Raw genomic sequence first — 16,679 nt, forward strand, 5'->3', positions numbered from 1 at the left:
GACCCTGCATCAATCCGCACGCAGGTCGTAGCGCGCCAGATCCGGCGCCTCCGGCTGCCGCGCCATCAGCCGCGCGAAGGCGTCGCGGATGCCCGGCAGGCTCGCGAGGTGCAGCGCGCCGTGCAGCAGGTGGATGCCGAGCCGGCTGTGCGGATTCATCAGCCGCGGCCCGATCTTCGGCACGCCCTGGCCGTCCTCCACCATCGGCCGCATCGCCGCTTCATACGCGGCGAAGGCGGCGGACGGATCGCCGCCGCCAGCCCGCGCCAGCTCGCCCGCCAGCACGTAGGCGCCGGTCACCGCCAGCGTGCTGCCGATGCCGGCCAGCGGCGTGGCGCACCAGGCGGCGTCGCCGGTCAGCACCACCCGGCCGCGATGCCAGCGGGGCATCCGCACCTGCCGCAGCACGTCGAAATAGAAGTCGTCGGCCGTTTCCATGCCGGCCAGCACGCGGGGAGCCTGCCAGCCGGCGTCGGCGAAACGTTCCTGCAGGAAGCGCTTCTGCGCGGCGGTGTCCCAGTCCTGCTCGCCTTCCGGCGGCTTCTGGATCGACAGCATCGCCCGCGCGGTGCCGTGGCGGTCCGGCCGCAGGGAGACGCTGCGCCCGTCGGTCGCGTGGTACCAGCGCCACATGCGGTCGTCGTCCGGCGCCCGCGGGATGGTGAAGTAGGCGAGCGTCAGGTCCATCCAGCGCGGCTCGTTCTCGCCCGGGAAGACGAGGTCCCGCGTCGGCGACCCGACCCCTTCGGCCACGACCAGCGCGTCGAACCGTTCGGTGGCGCCGCTCTGCGCGAACCGCACCTCCACGCCCGTGCCGTCGTCGTCGACTGCCGCGACCCGGTCGCCGAACCGGTAGTCGACGCGATCGCGCGCCGCGTCGTAGAGCAGCCGGGCGAGGTCGCCGCGCAAAATTTCCATCTCGGCGGTCGGGCCGTCCTCGGCCAGGTCGTCGGTGCGGAATTCGGCGGCCGGGCGGCCGTCGGCGTCGATCCAGGCGGTGCCCTCCTCGCCGGTGCCCTGGTCGAGCGCCGCCTGCTCCAGGCCCATGCGGCGCAGCACCTCGCGGCCGACGCCGCGCACGTCGATGTTCTGCCCGCCGTCGCGGAAGGCCGGCGCACGTTCGAGCACGGTGACGTCCCACCCGACGCGGGCGAGGCCCCAGGCGGCGGTGTTGCCGGCGATGCTCGCGCCGGTGACCAGGATGCGACGGGCCATGGATGCAGTCCTTTTTCAACGCGCCCGCAGGCGCAACGGTGGGGGATGCATCCGAGGCTACCGGCGCGCTGGGCCGCCGTGGTAACGCGTTGCGGCCGGGATGGCGCAGGCGCGAAGTCGCGCCGGCATGTCGGACCGGATGTGCGGCCGGCGGTCCCGCCTAGACGAGGTCCGCGAGCGCCTGCAGCAGCGCCTCGCACTGTGCCGGCGTGCCGATGCTGATCCGCAGGTACTGCGCGATCCGCTCCGGCCGCGCGAAATGCCGGACCAGCACACCGCGCTGGCGCAGGCCGTCCGCCAACGCCGCCGCGTCATGCGCGGGATGGCGCACGAACAGGAAATTGGCCTGCGACGGCAGCACCTCGAACCCGCGGTCCTCCAGCTGCAGTGCGAGGCCCTCGCGGGTGTCCATCACGGCCCGGCGGGTGGTCTCGAAGTGGTCCTCGTCCTCCATCGCCGCGGTGGCGCCGGCGATCGCCAGCCGGTCGAGAGGATAGGAATTGAAGCTGTTCTTCACCCGCTCCAGCGCGTCGATCAGCGGCCGCTGGCCGCAGGCGAATCCCACCCGCAGGCCGGCGAGCGAGCGGGACTTCGAGAGGGTGTGCACCACCAGCAGGTTCGGGTAGCGGCCGACCAGCGGGATCGCGGTTTCGCCCCCGAAATCGACATATGCCTCGTCCACCAGCACCACCCGGTGCGGATGCAGTTGCAGCAGCCGCTCGATCGCCGCCAGCGGCAGGCCCTCGCCGGTGGGGGCGTTGGGATTGGCGACCACCACGCCGGCGACCGGTGCTTCGGCGGGCCGGGCGAAGCCTTCCACGTCCACCCGCAGCCGCGCATCCAGCGGCACCGCCTCGTACGGGATGCCGTACAGGCCGCAGTAGACCTTGTAGAAGCTGTAGGTGATGTCGGCGAACAGCAGCGGCGCGCCCCCCTGCTGGAAGAACGCGAAGAAGGCATGCGCCAGCACCTCGTCGGACCCGTTGCCGGCGAACACTTCGCCCAGCGCCAGCCCGTGGCGGGCGGCTACGGCGCGGCGCAGCGCGGTGGCGTCGGGGTCGGGATAGAGCTGCAGCCCGTCGGCGGCCGTCTCGCGGATCGCCTGCAGCGCGCGCGGCGACGGCGGATACGGGTTCTCGTTGGTGTTGAGCTTGGTCAGCCGGTCGATCTTCGGTTGTTCGCCGGGCACGTAGGGCACCAGGGTCGAGACGATCGGGCTCCAGCAGGACGACGCGGATGCGGTCACGGGGTGGTTCACTCCTGAATCGATAGCAGGCTGCGCCCGCCCGGCGGGCGCTGCAGCCTGTTGGGATGTTGAAAACGGGGTCAGCCGAGCAGCCGGGCCAGGCTCAGCAGCGCGAGCAGGCCCATCCACACGACGACCGAGCGCCAGACCAGCCCGACCACCTGGGTCAGGTGCGCGACCTCGGGCACCCGGCCGGGCGTGCTGTCGCCGTCGGCCGGATCGGCGATGTCCACGTCCGGCATCAGCGGATCGGGCGTCGCGCGCAGCGCGCTGCCGCCCAGCCGGACGTCGATCGCGCCGGCGGTGGCGGCCAGCACGACCCCGTCGTTGTCGTTGGGGAAGTGCTGCGCGTGGTAGCGCCAGCCTTCGATCGATTCCTCGAAGTTGCCGACCACCGCGAAGCTGAGCGCCGTCATGCGGGCAGGCAGCCAGTCGATCGCCGTCCAGGCGCGGGCGGCGGCCCGCTGCAGCGCTTCGCTGATCGGCTGGGTGCGGCTGCGGTTCTTGTAGGCCCAGTAGCGCGAGACGAATTCGGCCAACCGGTAGAGCACCGCGCCGGTCGGCCCCAGGCCGAGGGCGGCCAGCACCGAGAACCAGGCCAGCACGCCGAACACGTGCCGGTGCGCAGCGAGCACCGAATACTCGACCACATGCCGCACGATCTCGCTGCGGGGCAGCTCGCTCGCATCGACCTGCTGCCATTGCGCCAGCACCTCGCGCGCCCGCATCTCGTCGCCCTCGTGCAGCGCGTCGCGGATGCGGGTGAAGTGGTGGCTGAACTGGCGGAACCCGAGGGTGACGTAGAGCACCGCGATGCTCCAGAGCATCGCCGCCGGCCAGCCGATCATCCAGAGCAGCAGCAGGTGGATGCCGAGCGTCAGCAGCGACGGTACCAGCACCGCCAGCGACCATGCGACCCAGCCGTGGTGCGCCTTGCCCGCGTCGAAGTTGCGGCTGGCCGACAGGGCCCAGGCGCGCAGGCCGGCATGGATCGGGTTGGTCCGCGACAGAGGCCGCGCCTGCTCGAGCAGCAGCGCGATCAGGATGGCGAAGAAACTCATCGGGCGATGATATGCCACGCCCCCGGCACCCTTTCCTACAAGGGCAGGTGCGCCCTTCGGGATCAGGCCGACAGAAATCGGTACAGGTTGCGCAGCATGCCCGCCGTCGCGCCCCAGACGAAATGCTCCTTGCCCGTGGCGGGATCGGTCCAGGGCATGGAGAACCACTCGCGGCGCTGGCCGCCCATCTCGACCGCGTGCCGGCGGTGATGGGCGGGATCGGCCAGGAAGGCGAGCGGGACCTCGAACACGTCGGCCACCTCGTGCGGACTGGGCCGCAGCGGGCCCGGCTGGACCAGCGCGACGACCGGGGTCACGGTGAACGAGGTGACCGTCGAATACACCGGCAGCGTGCCCAGCACCTCGACGCGGTCCGGCTCCAGCCCGACTTCTTCCCAGGCTTCGCGCAGTGCGGTGGCGGCTGCGTCCGCATCGCCCGGATCGGCCCGACCGCCGGGAAAGGCGACCTGCCCGGAATGGGTGGACAGGTTGGTGGTGCGCTCGGTCAGCAGCACTGTCGGCATGGTGCGCTGCACGATGCCGACCAGCACCGCGGCGGCGGCGGGACGGCGGGCCGCGTCGGCCACCGGTTCGCGCCGTACGTCCGGCGTCCAGACCGGCGGCGCGCGGAAGCGTTGCCGCAGCGCCTCGGCGCCGAGCCGCGCAGGCGGCACCGCCGGCAGATGCGTGTCCGCGCCCACCACCGGGACCTGCCGCGGGTCGAAACCGGGCAGCGACGAGACCGGCGCGACGGTGGCCTGGGGATCGTTGGGCGGAAGCAGGGCCATGTCGGAGGAGAAAAGAAGCGCCAAAGAAAAAGCCGCTGCGGGCACGGGGCTGCAGCGGCTTCGGGGTCCGCGACGACCGCCCGGGGGCAGCATCGCAGGCGCAGGCTTTACGCGGCGGTCGCGGCAGCCTTGACGCGGGACGGCAGCTTTTCCTTGATACGGGCCGACTTGCCGCTGCGCGAACGAAGGTAGTAGAGCTTGGCACGGCGCACGTCGCCGCGGCGCTTGACTTCGATGCCGGCGATCAGCGGGCTGTAGGTCTGGAAGGTCCGCTCGACGCCTTCGCCGCTGGAGATCTTGCGCACGGTGAAGCCGCTGTTGAGACCGCGGTTGCGCTTGGCGATCACCACGCCTTCGAAGGCCTGGGTCCGCTTGCGGTTGCCTTCGACGACGTTCACGCTGACGACCACGGTGTCGCCGGGAGCGAACGCGGGGATCGTCTTGCCAAGGCGGGCGATTTCTTCCTGCTCGAGAGTCTGGATGAGGTTCATGGTTTCCTGCAAAGAGATCGTGCCTGCGCTACACGAAAGGCGGATGGGGCGCTCGGGCGAGCACCGGCCGCGGCCAGGCAGAGGATCGGGGAACCGCGCATTATAGCCAGCGTTTGCCGGCCAGCAAATCCGGGCGGTGCAGCGCCGTTACCGCCCGCCGCTGCTCGGCGCGCCAGCGCTCGATCTTCGCGTGGTCGCCCGACAGCAGCACCGGCGGCACCGGCAAGTCCTGCCACACGTCGGGCCGGGTGTAGTGCGGGCAGTCGAGCAGGCCATCGAGCGCAGGATTGAAGCTGTCCTGCTGGTGGCTGCCGGCGTCGTGCAGCACGCCGGGCTGCAGCCGCGCCACCGCATCGAGCAGCGCAATCGCCGCGATCTCGCCGCCGGACAGCACGAAGTCGCCCAAGCTCAGCTGGATGTCGACGTAGCGGTCGATGAAGCGCTGGTCCAGCCCCTCGTAGCGGCCGCACAGCAGCACCGCGCCGGTGCCGGAGGACGACCACCGCTCCACCTCGGCATGGTCGATGCGCCGCCCGATCGGCGAGAACAGCACCACCGGCGCCTCGTGCCCCGCGGCGTCGCCCCGGTCGGCACGGATCGCCGCCACGCAGCGCGCCAGCGGCTCGGCCATCATCACCATGCCGGGGCCGCCGCCGAACGGGCGGTCGTCGACCCGGCGGTAATTGCCCTCGGCCTGGTCGCGCGGGTTCCAGAAGCGCACCTCGACCAGCCCGCCCTCGAACGCGCGCCGTGTCACGCCCGCCTGCAGGAAGGGCGCGAACAGTTCGGGGAACAGCGTGACGATATCGAAGCGCACCGGTGCGGCCTTTGCCTTCTTTTCGTTTCTCAGTAATCCGGCTGCCAGTCCACAGTGATCCGCCGGCCCGGCAGGTCCACCGCATCCACGTAGGCCGACACGAACGGGACCATGCGCTCCTGCGCCTTGCCCTCCTGCTCGTAGCCGATCACCAGCACCGTCTGCGGCCCGGTGGACAGCAGTTCGCGCACAGTGCCGAGCGCCACGCCCTCGCGGTTCACCACCTCCAGGCCGATCAGGTCGACCCAGTAGTACTCGTCCTCGGCGGCGGTCGGGAAGCTCGAGCGCGGCACGAAGACGCGGGCGCCTTTGAGCGCCTCGGCGGCGTTGCGGTCGGGAATATCGGGCGAGGTTGCGACGACGGAATCGGAATGCTCCTTCGCCTCGCGGATCGGCAGCTTCAGCGTGCCGCTGAAGGTGCGTGCGCCACGTTCGGCCGGCTGGATGAACCAGCGCTTGGACGAGAACAGCGCTTCGGGCGCCGCGCTGAACGGCAGCACCCGGAACCAGCCCTTAATGCCCCAGGCGTCGGCGATGCGGCCGACCTCGACAGCATCGGCAGGGAGTTCAGCAGGTTCGAGGGCGGAGAGCATGGTGGGAGACAGGAAGCGGAAAAGAAAACGGCCCCGCGCGGCAGGCATGCCGCGCGGGGCCGGGGGATCAGCGCATCAGGCGGCTGCCGGGGCTTCCGCTGCCGCAGGCGTGGCGCTCTGCGACTGGCGCAGCAGGCGCTCGACCGTGGGCGATGCCTGGGCACCGACGCTCTTCCAGTAGGTCACGCGGTCCTGCGCGACACGCAGGCCTTCTTCGGCGCCGCGGGCGGTGGGGTTGTAGAAGCCCACGCGCTCGATGAAGCGGCCGTCGCGACGGGTACGCTTGTCGGCCACGACGATGTTGAAGAACGGACGGCCCTTGGAGCCGCCGCGGGAGAGTCGAATGACGACCATGATTTATCCTTCGGGTGGTAGACCGGTTCGGCGCGTTCGGTGAACCCGCAGCCCCCGCTCCATTTGTTTTGCGGCGTTGAGACACGCGACATGGCCACCCGGCCAGCGACACGCAGCAAAGCCCGCGATTATATTCATTTCTCCCGATGCTCCATATCCGCCCGGCCGCCAGCGGCGACATGCCCGCGATCGCGGCCCTCTATGCGCACTACGTGCTGCACGACACCTGCACCTTCGAGACCGTTCCGCCGACCGCGGACGACATGGCCGCACGCCATGCCGAGGTCGTCGCCCGGGGCCTGCCCTACTTGGTCGCCGAGCACGAGGGCCGCGTGGTCGGCTACGCCTCCTGCAACTGGTTCAAGCCCCGGCCGGCCTACCGCTTCTCGGCAGAGAACTCGATCTACCTCGCGCACGGTACCGGCGGCCGCGGCTGGGGCGGCCAGCTGCTGGGCGCGCTCGCCACCGCGGCCGAAGCCGTCGGCGTGCGGCAGTTGATCGCGGTCATCGGCGGCTCGGAGCACGCCGCCTCGATCGGCCTGCACCGCTCGCAGGGTTTCGTCGATGCCGGCGTGCTGAAGGCCTGCGGCTGGAAGCAGGGCCGCTGGCTCGACGTGGTGCTGATGCAGAAGACGCTCGGCGCGGGCGGCAGCACCCCGGCAGACGACAGCGCCCCATGAAGAGCAAGACCGTCGCGGCCTGGCTGGCCTTCCTCGGCGGGCCGCTCGGCCTGCACCGGTTCTACCTGCACGGCTTCGGCGACACGGTCGGCTGGCTGCTGCCGCTGCCGACCGCGCTCGGCGTCTACGGCATCCGCCGCGCGCAGGCGCTCGGCATGGACGACGGCTGGAGCTGGGCGCTGATCCCGGTGCTCGGGCTGACCGTCGCCGGCTGCGCGCTGGTGGCGATCGTCTACGGCCTGGCCACGCCGGAAAAGTGGAATGCCCGCCACAACCCGGGCGCCGCGCCCGATGCACCGGCCGGGCGCACCCGCTGGGCCACGGTGTTCGCCATCGTTAGCGCGCTGCTGATCGGTACCGGCGTGCTGATGGCGACGATCGCCTTCAGCTTCCAGCACTACTTCGAATACCAGATCGAGGAAGCCCGCAAGATTTCGCAATGAAATCGCGAACCGGCGCCCGCTGCGGCTGCGCAGCCAGCTACTAAATCGATAGCAAACCGCTTCAGAACAGCTGCATCGAAATCCAGTAGCCGATGGCCGCCACGAAGGCCGACGCCGGGATCGTCAGCACCCAGGCCCAGACGATGTTGCCCGCCACGCCCCAGCGCACCGCGCTCGCGCGCTGGGTCGAGCCGACGCCGACGATCGCGCCGGTGATCGTATGGGTGGTCGACACCGGGATGCCGAGCAGCGTCGCGGTGAACAGCGTCAGCGCCCCGCCCGTCTCGGCGCAGAAGCCGCCGACCGGCTTCAGCTTGGTGATCTTCTGCCCCATCGTCTTCACGATGCGCCAGCCGCCGAACATCGTGCCCAGCGCGATGGCCGCGTAGCAGCTGACGATCGTCCAGCCGGGCGGCGCCGCATCGCTCGCCGACGCGTAGCCGGTCGCGATCAGCAGCATCCAGATGATGCCGATCGTCTTCTGCGCGTCGTTGCCGCCGTGGCCGAGGCTGTAGGCGCCGGCCGAGACCAGCTGCATCCGGCGGAACCAGCGGTCCACCCGCGACGGTGCCGAGCGCCGGAAGATCCAGGCGACCGCCACCATCATCAGCGAGCCGAGCAGGAAGCCCAGCACCGGCGAGACGAAGATGAACAGCACGGTGCGCCAGATGCCGGAGGCCACCAGCGCGCCGGTGCCGGCCTTGGCGATCACCGCACCGACGATGCCGCCGATCAGCGCGTGCGACGAGCTGCTCGGAATGCCGTAGTACCAGGTGATCAGGTTCCAGGTGATCGCGCCGGTCAGCGCGCCGAACACGACGTGCACATCCACCACGCCCGGATCGGCGATGCCCTTGCCGACCGTCGCCGCCACGCTCAGGTGGAAGACGAACAGCGCCAGCAGGTTGAAAAACGCGGCGAACACCACCGCCTGGGCGGGCTTGAGCACGCCGGTGGAGACGACGGTGGCGATCGAGTTCGCCGCGTCGTGGAAGCCGTTCATGAAATCGAAGACGAGCGCGAGCGCGACCAGCGCCACGATCACCCACAACGCGACCTGCGCGGTTGCCATCGGTGCCAGCTCCCGCGGATCAGGAGTTCTCGAGGACGATGCCCTCGATGTGGTTGGCGACGTCCTCGCACTTGTCGGTGATCGTCTCCAGCAACTCGTAGATCGCCTTCAGCTTGATCACCTCGCGCACGTCCGGCTCCTCCCGGAACAGCTTGCTCATCGCGGCACGCATCACCCGGTCGGCGTCGGATTCGAGCCGGTCGATCTCTTCGCAGGTCTTCAAAGCCGCCTCGGCAGTCTTCGGGTCGGCGATCTTGTCGAGGAGGCGCACCGCGTCCTGCAGCCGCTCGCAGCACTTGACGCTCAGGTCGGTCAGCCGCGCGATCTCTTCGGTCATCGTGCGCACGTCATAGAGCGCCATCGTCTCGGCCGAGTCCTGGATCAGGTCCGCCACGTCGTCCATCGTGTTGATCAGCGAATGGATCTGCTCGCGGTCGATCGGCGTGATGAAGGTCTTGTGGATCGCGCGGTTGACGTCCTGGGTGACCCGGTCGGCGGCGCGTTCGGCGTCGTCGACCTCCTGGTTGTACTTCTGCCGCAGGTGCACGTCGTTGTAGTTCGCGACCAGCCGAGAGAACGCATGGGCGGCTTCCACGATGCGGGCCGCATGCTGGTTGAACATCTCGAAAAAGTTGCCCTCGCGCGGCAGCAGCTTGCCAAACAGCATGGCGTCTCCAGGAAAGATGACAGGAATATGTCGTTTTTGTGAAAGGCGGGAGTGTAGCCGTCGCCCCCGCCGGTCCGTTTCCGGCGACGAGGGGCGACATGGGCGCATCTCCTACAAGCGCGCGCTCACTTTCGTACAGCGTCGGCGCCGGAAGGCGTGCACCATCGTGGGTCTTTCCGTGTCGCCTCTCTCCAAGGACTCACCATGAACGCATCTCTCGCCCGTCTGGCTCTGGCCGCCGCCGTCTTCGCCTGTGGCGCCGCCTCTGCCCAGACGGTCGCCGGCCAGCCGTACAACCGCGCCGCCGCAGACCGCACCTCCTACATCCCCTACACCACCAACGGCTACGTCGGCGCTGCGATCGGCCAGTCGAAGTACGACCTGTCGTCGGGCATCGGCAACTTCCGTTTCGACGACACCGACACCGCTGGCAAGATCTACGGCGGCGGCCGGTTCAACCAGAACTTCGGCCTCGAGATCGGCTACGTCAACATGGGTCGCGCCGACCGCGCCGGCGGCCGCACCAAGGCGCAGGGTATCGACCTGGCCGTCGTCGGCCGCGCACCGCTGGGCGACCGCTTCGACGTGTTCGGCAAGCTGGGCACGACCTACGGCTGGACGCGTACCTCGTCCGTCGCCGGCAGCGGCGTGCAGGGCGGCAAGGACAACGGTTTCGGCGTGCTGTACGGCGTGGGCGCCAGCTACTACTTCACCCCGCAGCTGGCCGGCGTGATCGAGGTGGAGAGCCGCGACTTCCACTTCGCAGGCACCGGCCGCGATTCCGTGCGGGCCACGACCGTGGGCCTCCGCTACAACTACTGATCGGCCGCGGGGGCGGCCGCCGGCGGCGTCTATTCGCCCAGGTAGGCCGCCCGCACCTTGGGGTCGTCCAGCATCGCGCGGGGCTCCCCGGCCATGGTGATGGTGCCGGACTCCATCACGTAGGCCCGGTCCGCGATCTGCAGCGCACGGCTGGCGTTCTGCTCGACCAGCAGCACCGTCATGCCGTCGGCCGACACGTCGCGCACCACCTCGAAAATCTTGTCGACCATGATCGGCGACAGTCCCATCGAAGGTTCGTCCAGCAGCAGCACGCGGGGCCGGCTCATCAGCGCACGGCCCATCGCCAGCATCTGCTGCTCGCCGCCGCTCATCGTGCCGGCGAGCTGGTTGCGGCGCTCCTTCAGCCGCGGGAACAGGCCGAACATCCGGTCGATGTCCGATGCGATGCCGGCCCGGTCGGTGCGGGTGTAGGCCCCCATCTGCAGGTTCTCGGTGATCGTCATGTGGGCGAACACGCCCCGGCCCTCCGGCACCATCGCCAGGCCCTGGCGGACCAGATCCCAGGCGCCCTGACCGGCGATGCTGCGGCCGAGGTACTCCACCGATCCGTCGAGCAGCGGCAGCGTGCCGGTGATCGCCTTCATGGTGGTGGTCTTGCCGGCGCCATTGGAGCCGATCAGCGACACCAGCTCGCCCTCGCGCACCTCGAAATCGATGCCCTTGACCGCCCGGATGCCGCCGTAGGCGACCTTCAGGCCGCGGACCTGCAGTAGCACGCTGCCGGCGGTTTTCGCGCCCTGCGCGGCGGGGTGTGTGGTGGTGGCATTCATCTCAGTGCGCTCCCGTCCCGAGGTAGGCCTCGATCACCTTCTCGTGCGACTGCACCTGGGCCGGCGTTCCCTCGGCGATCTGCTTGCCGTAGTCGAGCACGGTGACCCGGTCGCACAGGCCCATCACCAGCTTCACGTCGTGCTCGATCAGCAGCACCGTGCGGCCGTCCTGGCGGATGCGGTCGATCAGCTCACGCAGCTGGACCTTTTCGGTCGCGTTCATGCCGGCCGCCGGCTCGTCGAGCGCGATCAGCTGCGGGTCGGTGGCGAGCGCCCGGGCGATCTCCAGCCGGCGCTGGTCGCCGTACGACAGCGTGCGGGCCTTGTAGTCGGCATACCGGCCGATGCCGACATAGTCGAGCAGTTCGCGGGCGCGCTCGCGGATCGCGGCCTCTTCCGCACGGAAGGCTCGGGTGCGCAGCACCGCGCCCCACAGGCCGGAGCGGGTGCGCACATGGCGGCCGACCATCACGTTCTCCAGCGCCGTCATCTCGGCGAACAGGCGGATGTTCTGGAAGGTGCGGGCGATGCCCGCGCGCGCCACCTGGTGGACCGCCGTCGGCTGGTAGGGCTGGCCGCCCAGCAGGAAGCTGCCGCTGTCGGGCGTGTAAAGGCCGGTGATCACGTTGAAGAAGGTGGTTTTGCCCGCACCGTTCGGGCCGATCAGTCCATAGACCTGCCCGCGTCCGATGGTCAAGCCGACATCCGACAGGGCCTGCAGGCCGCCGAAGCGTTTCGAGATGCCGGCAACCTGCAGCACGGCGCCGTCGGCCGCTGCAGCCGGAACGTCGATGGCGCCGCTCATGCCTTGGCTCCCAGCGTCTTGCCGTGGTCCGGCGTGGGCCAGAGACCGCGCGGGCGCAGCAGCATCACCGCGATCATCGCCACCGCGATCAGCAGTTGCCGCAGGATCGACGCGTCGAGCCGGCCGTCGGTCATCTGCTGCAGCGGGCCCGCCACATAGCGCAGCACTTCCGGCAGCGCCGCCAGCAGCACCGCGCCGAGCACCACGCCCGGCAGATGGCCGATGCCGCCGAGCACCACCATCGCGACGATCATCACCGACTCGGTCAGGCTGAACGATTCCGGGGAGACGAACCCCTGGAAGGCCGCGAACATCGCGCCCGCGACGCCGCCGAAGCTGGCGCCCATGCCGAAGGCCAGCAGTTTCATGTTGCGGGTGTTGATGCCCATCGCCTTCGCGGCGATCTCGTCCTCGCGGATCGCCATCCAGGCGCGGCCGATGCGCGAGTCCGCCAGCCGCGCGCAGATCACGATGCTCACGATCACCAGCGCCAGGAACAGGTAATAGTAGAGCGTGACCGAGGAGATGTCGTAGTCGCCGATCGACAGCCGCTTGCCGAGGTCGAGCCCCAGGATGCGGATCGAGTCGATCTGGCCCAGCCCCTTCGGCCCGTTGGTCAGGTTGATCGGGTGGTCGAGGTTGTTCAGGAAGATCCGCACGATCTCGCCGAAGCCGAGCGTGACGATCGCCAGGTAGTCGCCGCGCAGCTTGAGCGTGGGTGCGCCCAGCAGTGCCCCGGCGATCGCGGCCAGGATCGCCGCCAGCGGAATCACCAGCCAGAGCGAGGTATGCAGCCCGTCGGGGAAGCGTTCGGCAAAGGCGGGGAACGTATCGGCCAGGTGCGGCGACGCGAGCAGGCCGAACAGGTAGGCCCCGACCGCGTAGAACGCGACGTAGCCGAGGTCCAGCAGGCCGGCATAGCCCACCACGATGTTGAGGCCAAGGGCCAGCAGCACGTAGAGCAGCGCGAGGTCGGCGATGCGGACCCAGGCGTTGCCGAAATACTGCAGCCCGTGCGGCAGGATCAGCAGGACGACGGCGCCGATCACGTACCACGCGAGCGGAATCCGGCCCTTGTCTTGGAAAGAAAACATGGCGATGGTCCTTCGATGAGGGTCAGGCGCGGTCCGCGACACGTTCGCCGAGCAGGCCCGAGGGCCGCAGCGTCAGCACCACGATCAGCACGACGAAGGCGAAGATGTCGGTGTAGTGGCTGCCCAGCACGCCGCCGGTGAGCGCGCCGATGTACCCCGAACCGATCGACTCGATCAACCCAAGCAGAATGCCGCCGAGCACCGCTCCGCCCAGGTTGCCGATGCCGCCGAAGACCGCCGCGGTGAACGCCTTGAGGCCCGGCAGGAAACCCATGGTGTGCTGCGCCGTGCCGTAGTTGGCGGCGTACATCACGCCGGCGATGGCGGCCAGCACTGCGCCGATGATGAAGGTGGCCGAGATGACCATGTCGGGCTTGACGCCCATCAGCGCCGCGACGCGCGGGTTCTCGGCGGTGGCGCGCATCGCGCGGCCTAGCCGGGTGAAGTTGACCAGCCACATCAGCACCGCGAGCGACACCGCGGTCAGCCCGAGGATCAGGATCTGCGTCGGCGTGATGACCGCGCCGCCCAGGTGGATCGGCGCGCTCGGCAGCAGTGTCGGATAGACCTTGTAGTTCGGCTTCCAGATGATCATCGCCAGCGTCTGCAGCAGGATCGACATGCCGATCGCGGTGATCAGCGGCGCGAGCTTCGGTGCGTTGCGCAGCGGGCGGTAGGCGACCTTCTCGATGGTGAAGTTGAGCGCCGCGGCGACGACGCAGGCGATCAGCAGCGCGATCAGCAGGATCAGCCAGCCGGGCGTGCCGGGCATGCTGTCCTGCATCACGCCGATGATGGTCCAGCTGGTGAGGGCGCCGATCATCAGCACCTCGCCGTGGGCGAAATTGATCAGGTTGATGATGCCGTACACCATGGTGTAGCCGAGGGCCACCAGGGCGTACATGCTGCCGAGCACCAGCCCGTTGATCACCTGCTGCAGCAGTATGTCCATAGATCGCGTCTTTCGTGGTTCTGTCGTCCCGCCGGACCGGGCGGCTCCGGGGGTATGCGCCGGCGCGCCGACGCGCGAAGCAGAGGCGCCGAAGGTCTAGCAAAAACCCCGCCAGACGGCTGCATCGCGGCGGGTCCGCTGCATTGTAGGCAGGCGGTTTTGGGCAGCGGCGAACGCTCGCCCGGGGTTTTCCCTCGCCGGGTCGCGCAGGGCTCAGCCCTCGCCGGCCTCCGCGTCCCGCTGCCGCAGTTGCGCCAGCTTCTCCGCGATCTTCACCTCCAGGCCGCGCGGCACCGGGCGGTACCAGCCGGGTTCGGCCATGTCGTCGGGCAGGTAACGCTCGCCGGCGGCATAGGCGTCGGGCTCGTCGTGCGCGTAGCGGTAGGCACGACCGTGACCGAGCTCCTTCATCAGCTTCGTCGGCGCATTGCGCAGGTGCACCGGCACCTCGCGCGACTTGTCCTTACGCACGAACGCGCGTGCGGCGTTGTAGGCGTTGTAGCCGGCATTGCTCTTGGGCGCGACCGCCAGGTAGACCACCGCCTGCGCGAGCGCCAGCTCGCCCTCGGGCGAGCCGAGGCGCTCGAACGTGGTGGCCGCATCGTTGGCGATCTGCATGGCCCGGGGGTCGGCGAGGCCGATGTCCTCCCACGCCATGCGCACGATGCGGCGCGACAGGTACTTCGCGTCCGCGCCGCCGTCGAGCATGCGCGTCAGCCAGTACAGCGCCGCATCGGGATGGGAGCCGCGCACCGACTTGTGCAGCGCGGAGATCTGATCGTAGAAGTGATCGCCGCCCTTGTCGAAGCGGCGGGCATTGAGGGTCAGCGCCTGTTCGAGGAAGGCGGCGTCGATCGTCTCCACACCGGCAGCGCGGGCCGCGGTGTCGGCCTGCTCGAGTAGGTTGAGCAGCCGTCGGGCGTCGCCGTCGGCGTAGCCGACCAGCGTGGCGACGGCGGCATCGTCCAGGCGCAGATGGGTGAGCACCGTGGCCTGCGCCCGCGCCACGAGCTGCCGCAGCTCGTCGTCGGTGAGCGCCTGCAGCACATAGACCTGGGCACGCGACAGCAGCGCCGAATTCACCTCAAAAGAAGGGTTTTCGGTGGTCGCCCCGATGAAGGTCACCAGGCCGGATTCGACGTACGGCAGCAGGCCGTCCTGCTGGCTCTTGTTGAACCGGTGGATCTCGTCGACGAACAGGATGGTGCGGCGGCCCTGCGCCAAGTGGTGCTGGGCCTGCTCCATCGACGCCCGGATCTCCTTGACGCCCGAGAACACCGCCGACAGCGCGATGAACTCATAGCCGAAGGCCTGCGCAGTGAGCCGCGCGAGCGTGGTCTTGCCGACGCCGGGCGGGCCCCACAGGATCATCGAATGCGGCTTGCCCGATTCGAACGCCAGCCGCAGCGGCCGGCCCGGGCCGATCAGGTGCGACTGGCCGATCACCTCGTCGAGCCGCGTGGGCCGCAGGGCCTCGGCCAGCGGAGGGGTGGGGGCGGTGTCGAACAGGCCGGTCATGAAGGCAGTATCGCCCGGGAGCGCCGCACAGACGGGCTCGCCGATAATGCCCCGCTGCCGTGCCGGCGCCATGGACGTGTCGCCAGGGCCGACAGACCGGACACATTCACCACTCCATGAAGAAGAAAATCGCCGTCATCGTGGGCACGCGCCCCGAAGCCATCAAGATGGCCCCGGTCATCCACCGCCTGCAGGCCTCGTCCGTCTTCGACTGCATCGTGGTGGCCACCGCCCAGCACCGGCAGATGCTCGACCAGGTTCTGCGCATCTTCGGCATCGTGCCGGACCACGATCTGGACATCATGCAGCCGGACCAGACGCTGGCCGGCCTGACCGCCCGGCTGCTGGCGGGCCTGGACCGGGTGTTCCGGGATGTCCAGCCCGACGCGGTGCTGGTGCAGGGCGATACGACGAGCGTGATGGCGGCGTCCCTCGCCGCGGCCTACCTAAATATCCCGGTCGGCCATGTGGAGGCCGGACTGCGGACCGGCGACATGCGCAACCCGTTCCCGGAAGAGCTCAACCGGGTGATGACGGCACGCATGGCGCGCTGGCATTTCGCCCCCACCACCACGGCCCGCGACCATTTGCTGCGCGAGGGTGTGCCGCCTTCGGCGGTGGAGGTGACCGGCAACACCGTGATCGACGCCCTGCTGCAGGCGCGCCGCCATCCCGACAAGCCGGTGGCGGCCTCCGCCCCCGGCCGCCGCACGATCCTGGTCACGACCCACCGCCGCGAGAACTTCGGCGAGCCGCTGCAGCAGGTGTGCACCGCCCTGCTCCGCCTGCTCGACAGCCATCCGGACGTGGACATCGTCTTTCCCGTCCATCCGAACCCGAACGTGGTGCAGGTCGTCCAGGCCCGGCTGGCCGGCCATCCGCGCATCCGCCTGTGTGCGCCGCTCGAATACCTGGACTTCGTTGCGGCGATGGAAAACGCCCACCTGATCCTCAGCGATTCGGGCGGTGTGCAGGAAGAGGCCCCGGCGCTGGCGCGGCCGGTGCTGGTGCTACGCGAAGAAACCGAACGCCCGGAAGCCGTCCAGGCCGGCGTGGTCGAACTGGTCGGCACCGATGCCGACCGGATCGTGGCGCGCGCGCGGCGTCTGCTGGACGATCCGCAGGCGTACCGTGCGATGGCGCAAGGCAGTTCGCCCTACGGCGACGGCCATGCAGCCGCGCGGATCGAGCGGGTGCTGCTGCAGGCTTTCGCGCCGACGGACGCTGCCGATGCATCACTGCCCATTCCGGCGCTGGCGGCCTGAACGCC

General features: G+C 69.6%; 19 protein-coding genes. 4 read left to right on the top strand and 15 right to left on the bottom strand.

What is annotated here, in order from left to right:
• Window positions 1–9: 9 nt before the first annotated feature.
• The 8 genes from QZ500_RS17865 to rpsP all read right to left on the bottom strand — a co-directional run bounded on the left by QZ500_RS17865 (window position 10) and on the right by rpsP (window position 6,565).
• Window positions 10–1,215 carry an FAD-dependent monooxygenase gene (locus QZ500_RS17865; protein WP_295857150.1) on the bottom strand — a complete coding sequence of 402 codons (1,206 nt, stop codon included), beginning with the start codon at window positions 1,213–1,215 and terminating at the stop codon, window positions 10–12.
• A 160-nt stretch (window positions 1,216–1,375) separates the two neighbouring features.
• Window positions 1,376–2,461 carry a histidinol-phosphate transaminase gene (gene hisC / locus QZ500_RS17870; RefSeq protein WP_295857152.1) on the bottom strand — a complete coding sequence of 362 codons (1,086 nt, stop codon included), beginning with the start codon at window positions 2,459–2,461 and terminating at the stop codon, window positions 1,376–1,378.
• An 80-nt stretch (window positions 2,462–2,541) separates the two neighbouring features.
• The gene (locus QZ500_RS17875) at window positions 2,542–3,522 is read right to left on the bottom strand and encodes a CobD/CbiB family protein (protein ID WP_295857154.1); all 981 of its coding nucleotides are present in this window, start codon (window positions 3,520–3,522) and stop codon (window positions 2,542–2,544) included.
• A 62-nt stretch (window positions 3,523–3,584) separates the two neighbouring features.
• Window positions 3,585–4,310: a CoA pyrophosphatase gene (locus QZ500_RS17880; protein ID WP_295857156.1), complete on the bottom strand. Its 726-nt coding sequence runs from the start codon at window positions 4,308–4,310 to the stop codon at window positions 3,585–3,587.
• Between the two features lie 107 nt (window positions 4,311–4,417).
• The gene (rplS, locus tag QZ500_RS17885; RefSeq protein WP_295857158.1) at window positions 4,418–4,801 is read right to left on the bottom strand and encodes a 50S ribosomal protein L19; all 384 of its coding nucleotides are present in this window, start codon (window positions 4,799–4,801) and stop codon (window positions 4,418–4,420) included.
• 100 nt (window positions 4,802–4,901) lie between these two features.
• Window positions 4,902–5,618 carry a tRNA (guanosine(37)-N1)-methyltransferase TrmD gene (gene trmD, locus QZ500_RS17890; RefSeq protein ID WP_295857159.1) on the bottom strand — a complete coding sequence of 239 codons (717 nt, stop codon included), beginning with the start codon at window positions 5,616–5,618 and terminating at the stop codon, window positions 4,902–4,904.
• Between the two features lie 29 nt (window positions 5,619–5,647).
• Window positions 5,648–6,211, bottom strand: coding sequence for a ribosome maturation factor RimM (rimM, locus tag QZ500_RS17895; RefSeq protein WP_295857161.1), 564 nt, complete (start codon window positions 6,209–6,211; stop codon window positions 5,648–5,650).
• A 75-nt stretch (window positions 6,212–6,286) separates the two neighbouring features.
• Window positions 6,287–6,565 carry a 30S ribosomal protein S16 gene (gene rpsP, locus QZ500_RS17900; RefSeq protein ID WP_295857163.1) on the bottom strand — a complete coding sequence of 93 codons (279 nt, stop codon included), beginning with the start codon at window positions 6,563–6,565 and terminating at the stop codon, window positions 6,287–6,289.
• Window positions 6,566–6,711: 146 nt separating this feature from the next.
• Here rpsP and QZ500_RS17905 point away from each other — a divergent pair, with 146 nt between their 5' ends.
• Both QZ500_RS17905 and QZ500_RS17910 read left to right on the top strand, forming a co-directional pair.
• Window positions 6,712–7,245 (top strand): GNAT family N-acetyltransferase, encoded by a 534-nt coding sequence (locus tag QZ500_RS17905; RefSeq protein WP_295857165.1) that lies wholly within the window; start codon window positions 6,712–6,714, stop codon window positions 7,243–7,245.
• Window positions 7,242–7,688, top strand: coding sequence for a TM2 domain-containing protein (locus QZ500_RS17910; protein ID WP_295857166.1), 447 nt, complete (start codon window positions 7,242–7,244; stop codon window positions 7,686–7,688). The genes QZ500_RS17905 and QZ500_RS17910 overlap by 4 nt, the downstream gene beginning before the upstream one ends.
• 61 nt (window positions 7,689–7,749) lie before the next feature.
• On the opposite strand, the gene QZ500_RS17915 is transcribed toward QZ500_RS17910, so the two are convergent.
• Both QZ500_RS17915 and QZ500_RS17920 read right to left on the bottom strand, forming a co-directional pair.
• Complete coding sequence (locus tag QZ500_RS17915) at window positions 7,750–8,760, bottom strand: inorganic phosphate transporter (RefSeq protein WP_295857168.1); 1,011 nt, start codon at window positions 8,758–8,760, stop codon at window positions 7,750–7,752.
• A gap of 19 nt (window positions 8,761–8,779) precedes the next feature.
• Window positions 8,780–9,427, bottom strand: coding sequence for a DUF47 domain-containing protein (locus QZ500_RS17920; RefSeq protein WP_295857170.1), 648 nt, complete (start codon window positions 9,425–9,427; stop codon window positions 8,780–8,782).
• 204 nt (window positions 9,428–9,631) lie between these two features.
• On the opposite strand from QZ500_RS17920, the gene QZ500_RS17925 reads away from it, so the two are divergent.
• The gene (locus tag QZ500_RS17925; protein WP_295857171.1) at window positions 9,632–10,249 is read left to right on the top strand and encodes an outer membrane beta-barrel protein; all 618 of its coding nucleotides are present in this window, start codon (window positions 9,632–9,634) and stop codon (window positions 10,247–10,249) included.
• A 29-nt stretch (window positions 10,250–10,278) separates the two neighbouring features.
• Here the strand turns inward: QZ500_RS17925 and QZ500_RS17930 are convergent, their stop codons facing one another.
• The 5 genes from QZ500_RS17930 to QZ500_RS17950 form a co-directional block, all read right to left on the bottom strand.
• A complete protein-coding gene (locus QZ500_RS17930) occupies window positions 10,279–11,040 on the bottom strand; it encodes an ABC transporter ATP-binding protein (protein WP_295857173.1) in 762 nt (253 codons plus the stop codon).
• Window position 11,041: 1 nt separating this feature from the next.
• Window positions 11,042–11,845, bottom strand: coding sequence for an ABC transporter ATP-binding protein (locus tag QZ500_RS17935; RefSeq protein ID WP_295857175.1), 804 nt, complete (start codon window positions 11,843–11,845; stop codon window positions 11,042–11,044).
• Window positions 11,842–12,939: an ABC transporter ATP-binding protein gene (locus QZ500_RS17940; protein WP_295857176.1), complete on the bottom strand. Its 1,098-nt coding sequence runs from the start codon at window positions 12,937–12,939 to the stop codon at window positions 11,842–11,844. Before QZ500_RS17940 ends, QZ500_RS17935 begins: the two co-directional genes overlap by 4 nt.
• A 22-nt stretch (window positions 12,940–12,961) precedes the next feature.
• A complete protein-coding gene (locus QZ500_RS17945; RefSeq protein ID WP_295857178.1) occupies window positions 12,962–13,891 on the bottom strand; it encodes a branched-chain amino acid ABC transporter permease in 930 nt (309 codons plus the stop codon).
• Between the two features lie 213 nt (window positions 13,892–14,104).
• Window positions 14,105–15,409 (bottom strand): replication-associated recombination protein A, encoded by a 1,305-nt coding sequence (locus QZ500_RS17950; protein ID WP_295857180.1) that lies wholly within the window; start codon window positions 15,407–15,409, stop codon window positions 14,105–14,107.
• Window positions 15,410–15,525: 116 nt separating this feature from the next.
• Between QZ500_RS17950 and wecB the strand changes: the two genes are divergently transcribed.
• On the top strand, window positions 15,526–16,674 hold the full coding sequence (gene wecB, locus QZ500_RS17955) for a UDP-N-acetylglucosamine 2-epimerase (non-hydrolyzing) (protein WP_295857183.1): 1,149 nt from the start codon (window positions 15,526–15,528) through the stop codon (window positions 16,672–16,674).
• Window positions 16,675–16,679: the final 5 nt, after the last annotated feature.

Origin of the sequence: uncultured Xylophilus sp. (assembly GCA_913776965.1) — a bacterium.
Lineage (GTDB): Bacteria > Pseudomonadota > Gammaproteobacteria > Burkholderiales > Burkholderiaceae_C > Xylophilus.

What these genes read in the sequence shown, in the direction of transcription:
- QZ500_RS17905 (WP_295857165.1), top strand. Translation starts at nt 6,712, where the DNA reads ATGCTCCATATCCGCCCGGCCGCCAGCGGCGACATGCCCGCGATCGCG.
- QZ500_RS17945 (WP_295857178.1), bottom strand. Translation starts at nt 13,891, where the DNA reads ATGGACATACTGCTGCAGCAGGTGATCAACGGGCTGGTGCTCGGCAGC.
- rimM (WP_295857161.1), bottom strand. Translation starts at nt 6,211, where the DNA reads ATGCTCTCCGCCCTCGAACCTGCTGAACTCCCTGCCGATGCTGTCGAG.
- QZ500_RS17880 (WP_295857156.1), bottom strand. Translation starts at nt 4,310, where the DNA reads ATGGCCCTGCTTCCGCCCAACGATCCCCAGGCCACCGTCGCGCCGGTC.
- rpsP (WP_295857163.1), bottom strand. Translation starts at nt 6,565, where the DNA reads ATGGTCGTCATTCGACTCTCCCGCGGCGGCTCCAAGGGCCGTCCGTTC.
- QZ500_RS17935 (WP_295857175.1), bottom strand. Translation starts at nt 11,845, where the DNA reads ATGAGCGGCGCCATCGACGTTCCGGCTGCAGCGGCCGACGGCGCCGTG.
- QZ500_RS17920 (WP_295857170.1), bottom strand. Translation starts at nt 9,427, where the DNA reads ATGCTGTTTGGCAAGCTGCTGCCGCGCGAGGGCAACTTTTTCGAGATG.
- wecB (WP_295857183.1), top strand. Translation starts at nt 15,526, where the DNA reads ATGAAGAAGAAAATCGCCGTCATCGTGGGCACGCGCCCCGAAGCCATC.
- QZ500_RS17915 (WP_295857168.1), bottom strand. Translation starts at nt 8,760, where the DNA reads ATGGCAACCGCGCAGGTCGCGTTGTGGGTGATCGTGGCGCTGGTCGCG.
- QZ500_RS17950 (WP_295857180.1), bottom strand. Translation starts at nt 15,409, where the DNA reads ATGACCGGCCTGTTCGACACCGCCCCCACCCCTCCGCTGGCCGAGGCC.
- QZ500_RS17930 (WP_295857173.1), bottom strand. Translation starts at nt 11,040, where the DNA reads ATGAATGCCACCACCACACACCCCGCCGCGCAGGGCGCGAAAACCGCC.
- QZ500_RS17865 (WP_295857150.1), bottom strand. Translation starts at nt 1,215, where the DNA reads ATGGCCCGTCGCATCCTGGTCACCGGCGCGAGCATCGCCGGCAACACC.
- QZ500_RS17925 (WP_295857171.1), top strand. Translation starts at nt 9,632, where the DNA reads ATGAACGCATCTCTCGCCCGTCTGGCTCTGGCCGCCGCCGTCTTCGCC.
- rplS (WP_295857158.1), bottom strand. Translation starts at nt 4,801, where the DNA reads ATGAACCTCATCCAGACTCTCGAGCAGGAAGAAATCGCCCGCCTTGGC.
- QZ500_RS17910 (WP_295857166.1), top strand. Translation starts at nt 7,242, where the DNA reads ATGAAGAGCAAGACCGTCGCGGCCTGGCTGGCCTTCCTCGGCGGGCCG.
- QZ500_RS17940 (WP_295857176.1), bottom strand. Translation starts at nt 12,939, where the DNA reads ATGTTTTCTTTCCAAGACAAGGGCCGGATTCCGCTCGCGTGGTACGTG.
- QZ500_RS17875 (WP_295857154.1), bottom strand. Translation starts at nt 3,522, where the DNA reads ATGAGTTTCTTCGCCATCCTGATCGCGCTGCTGCTCGAGCAGGCGCGG.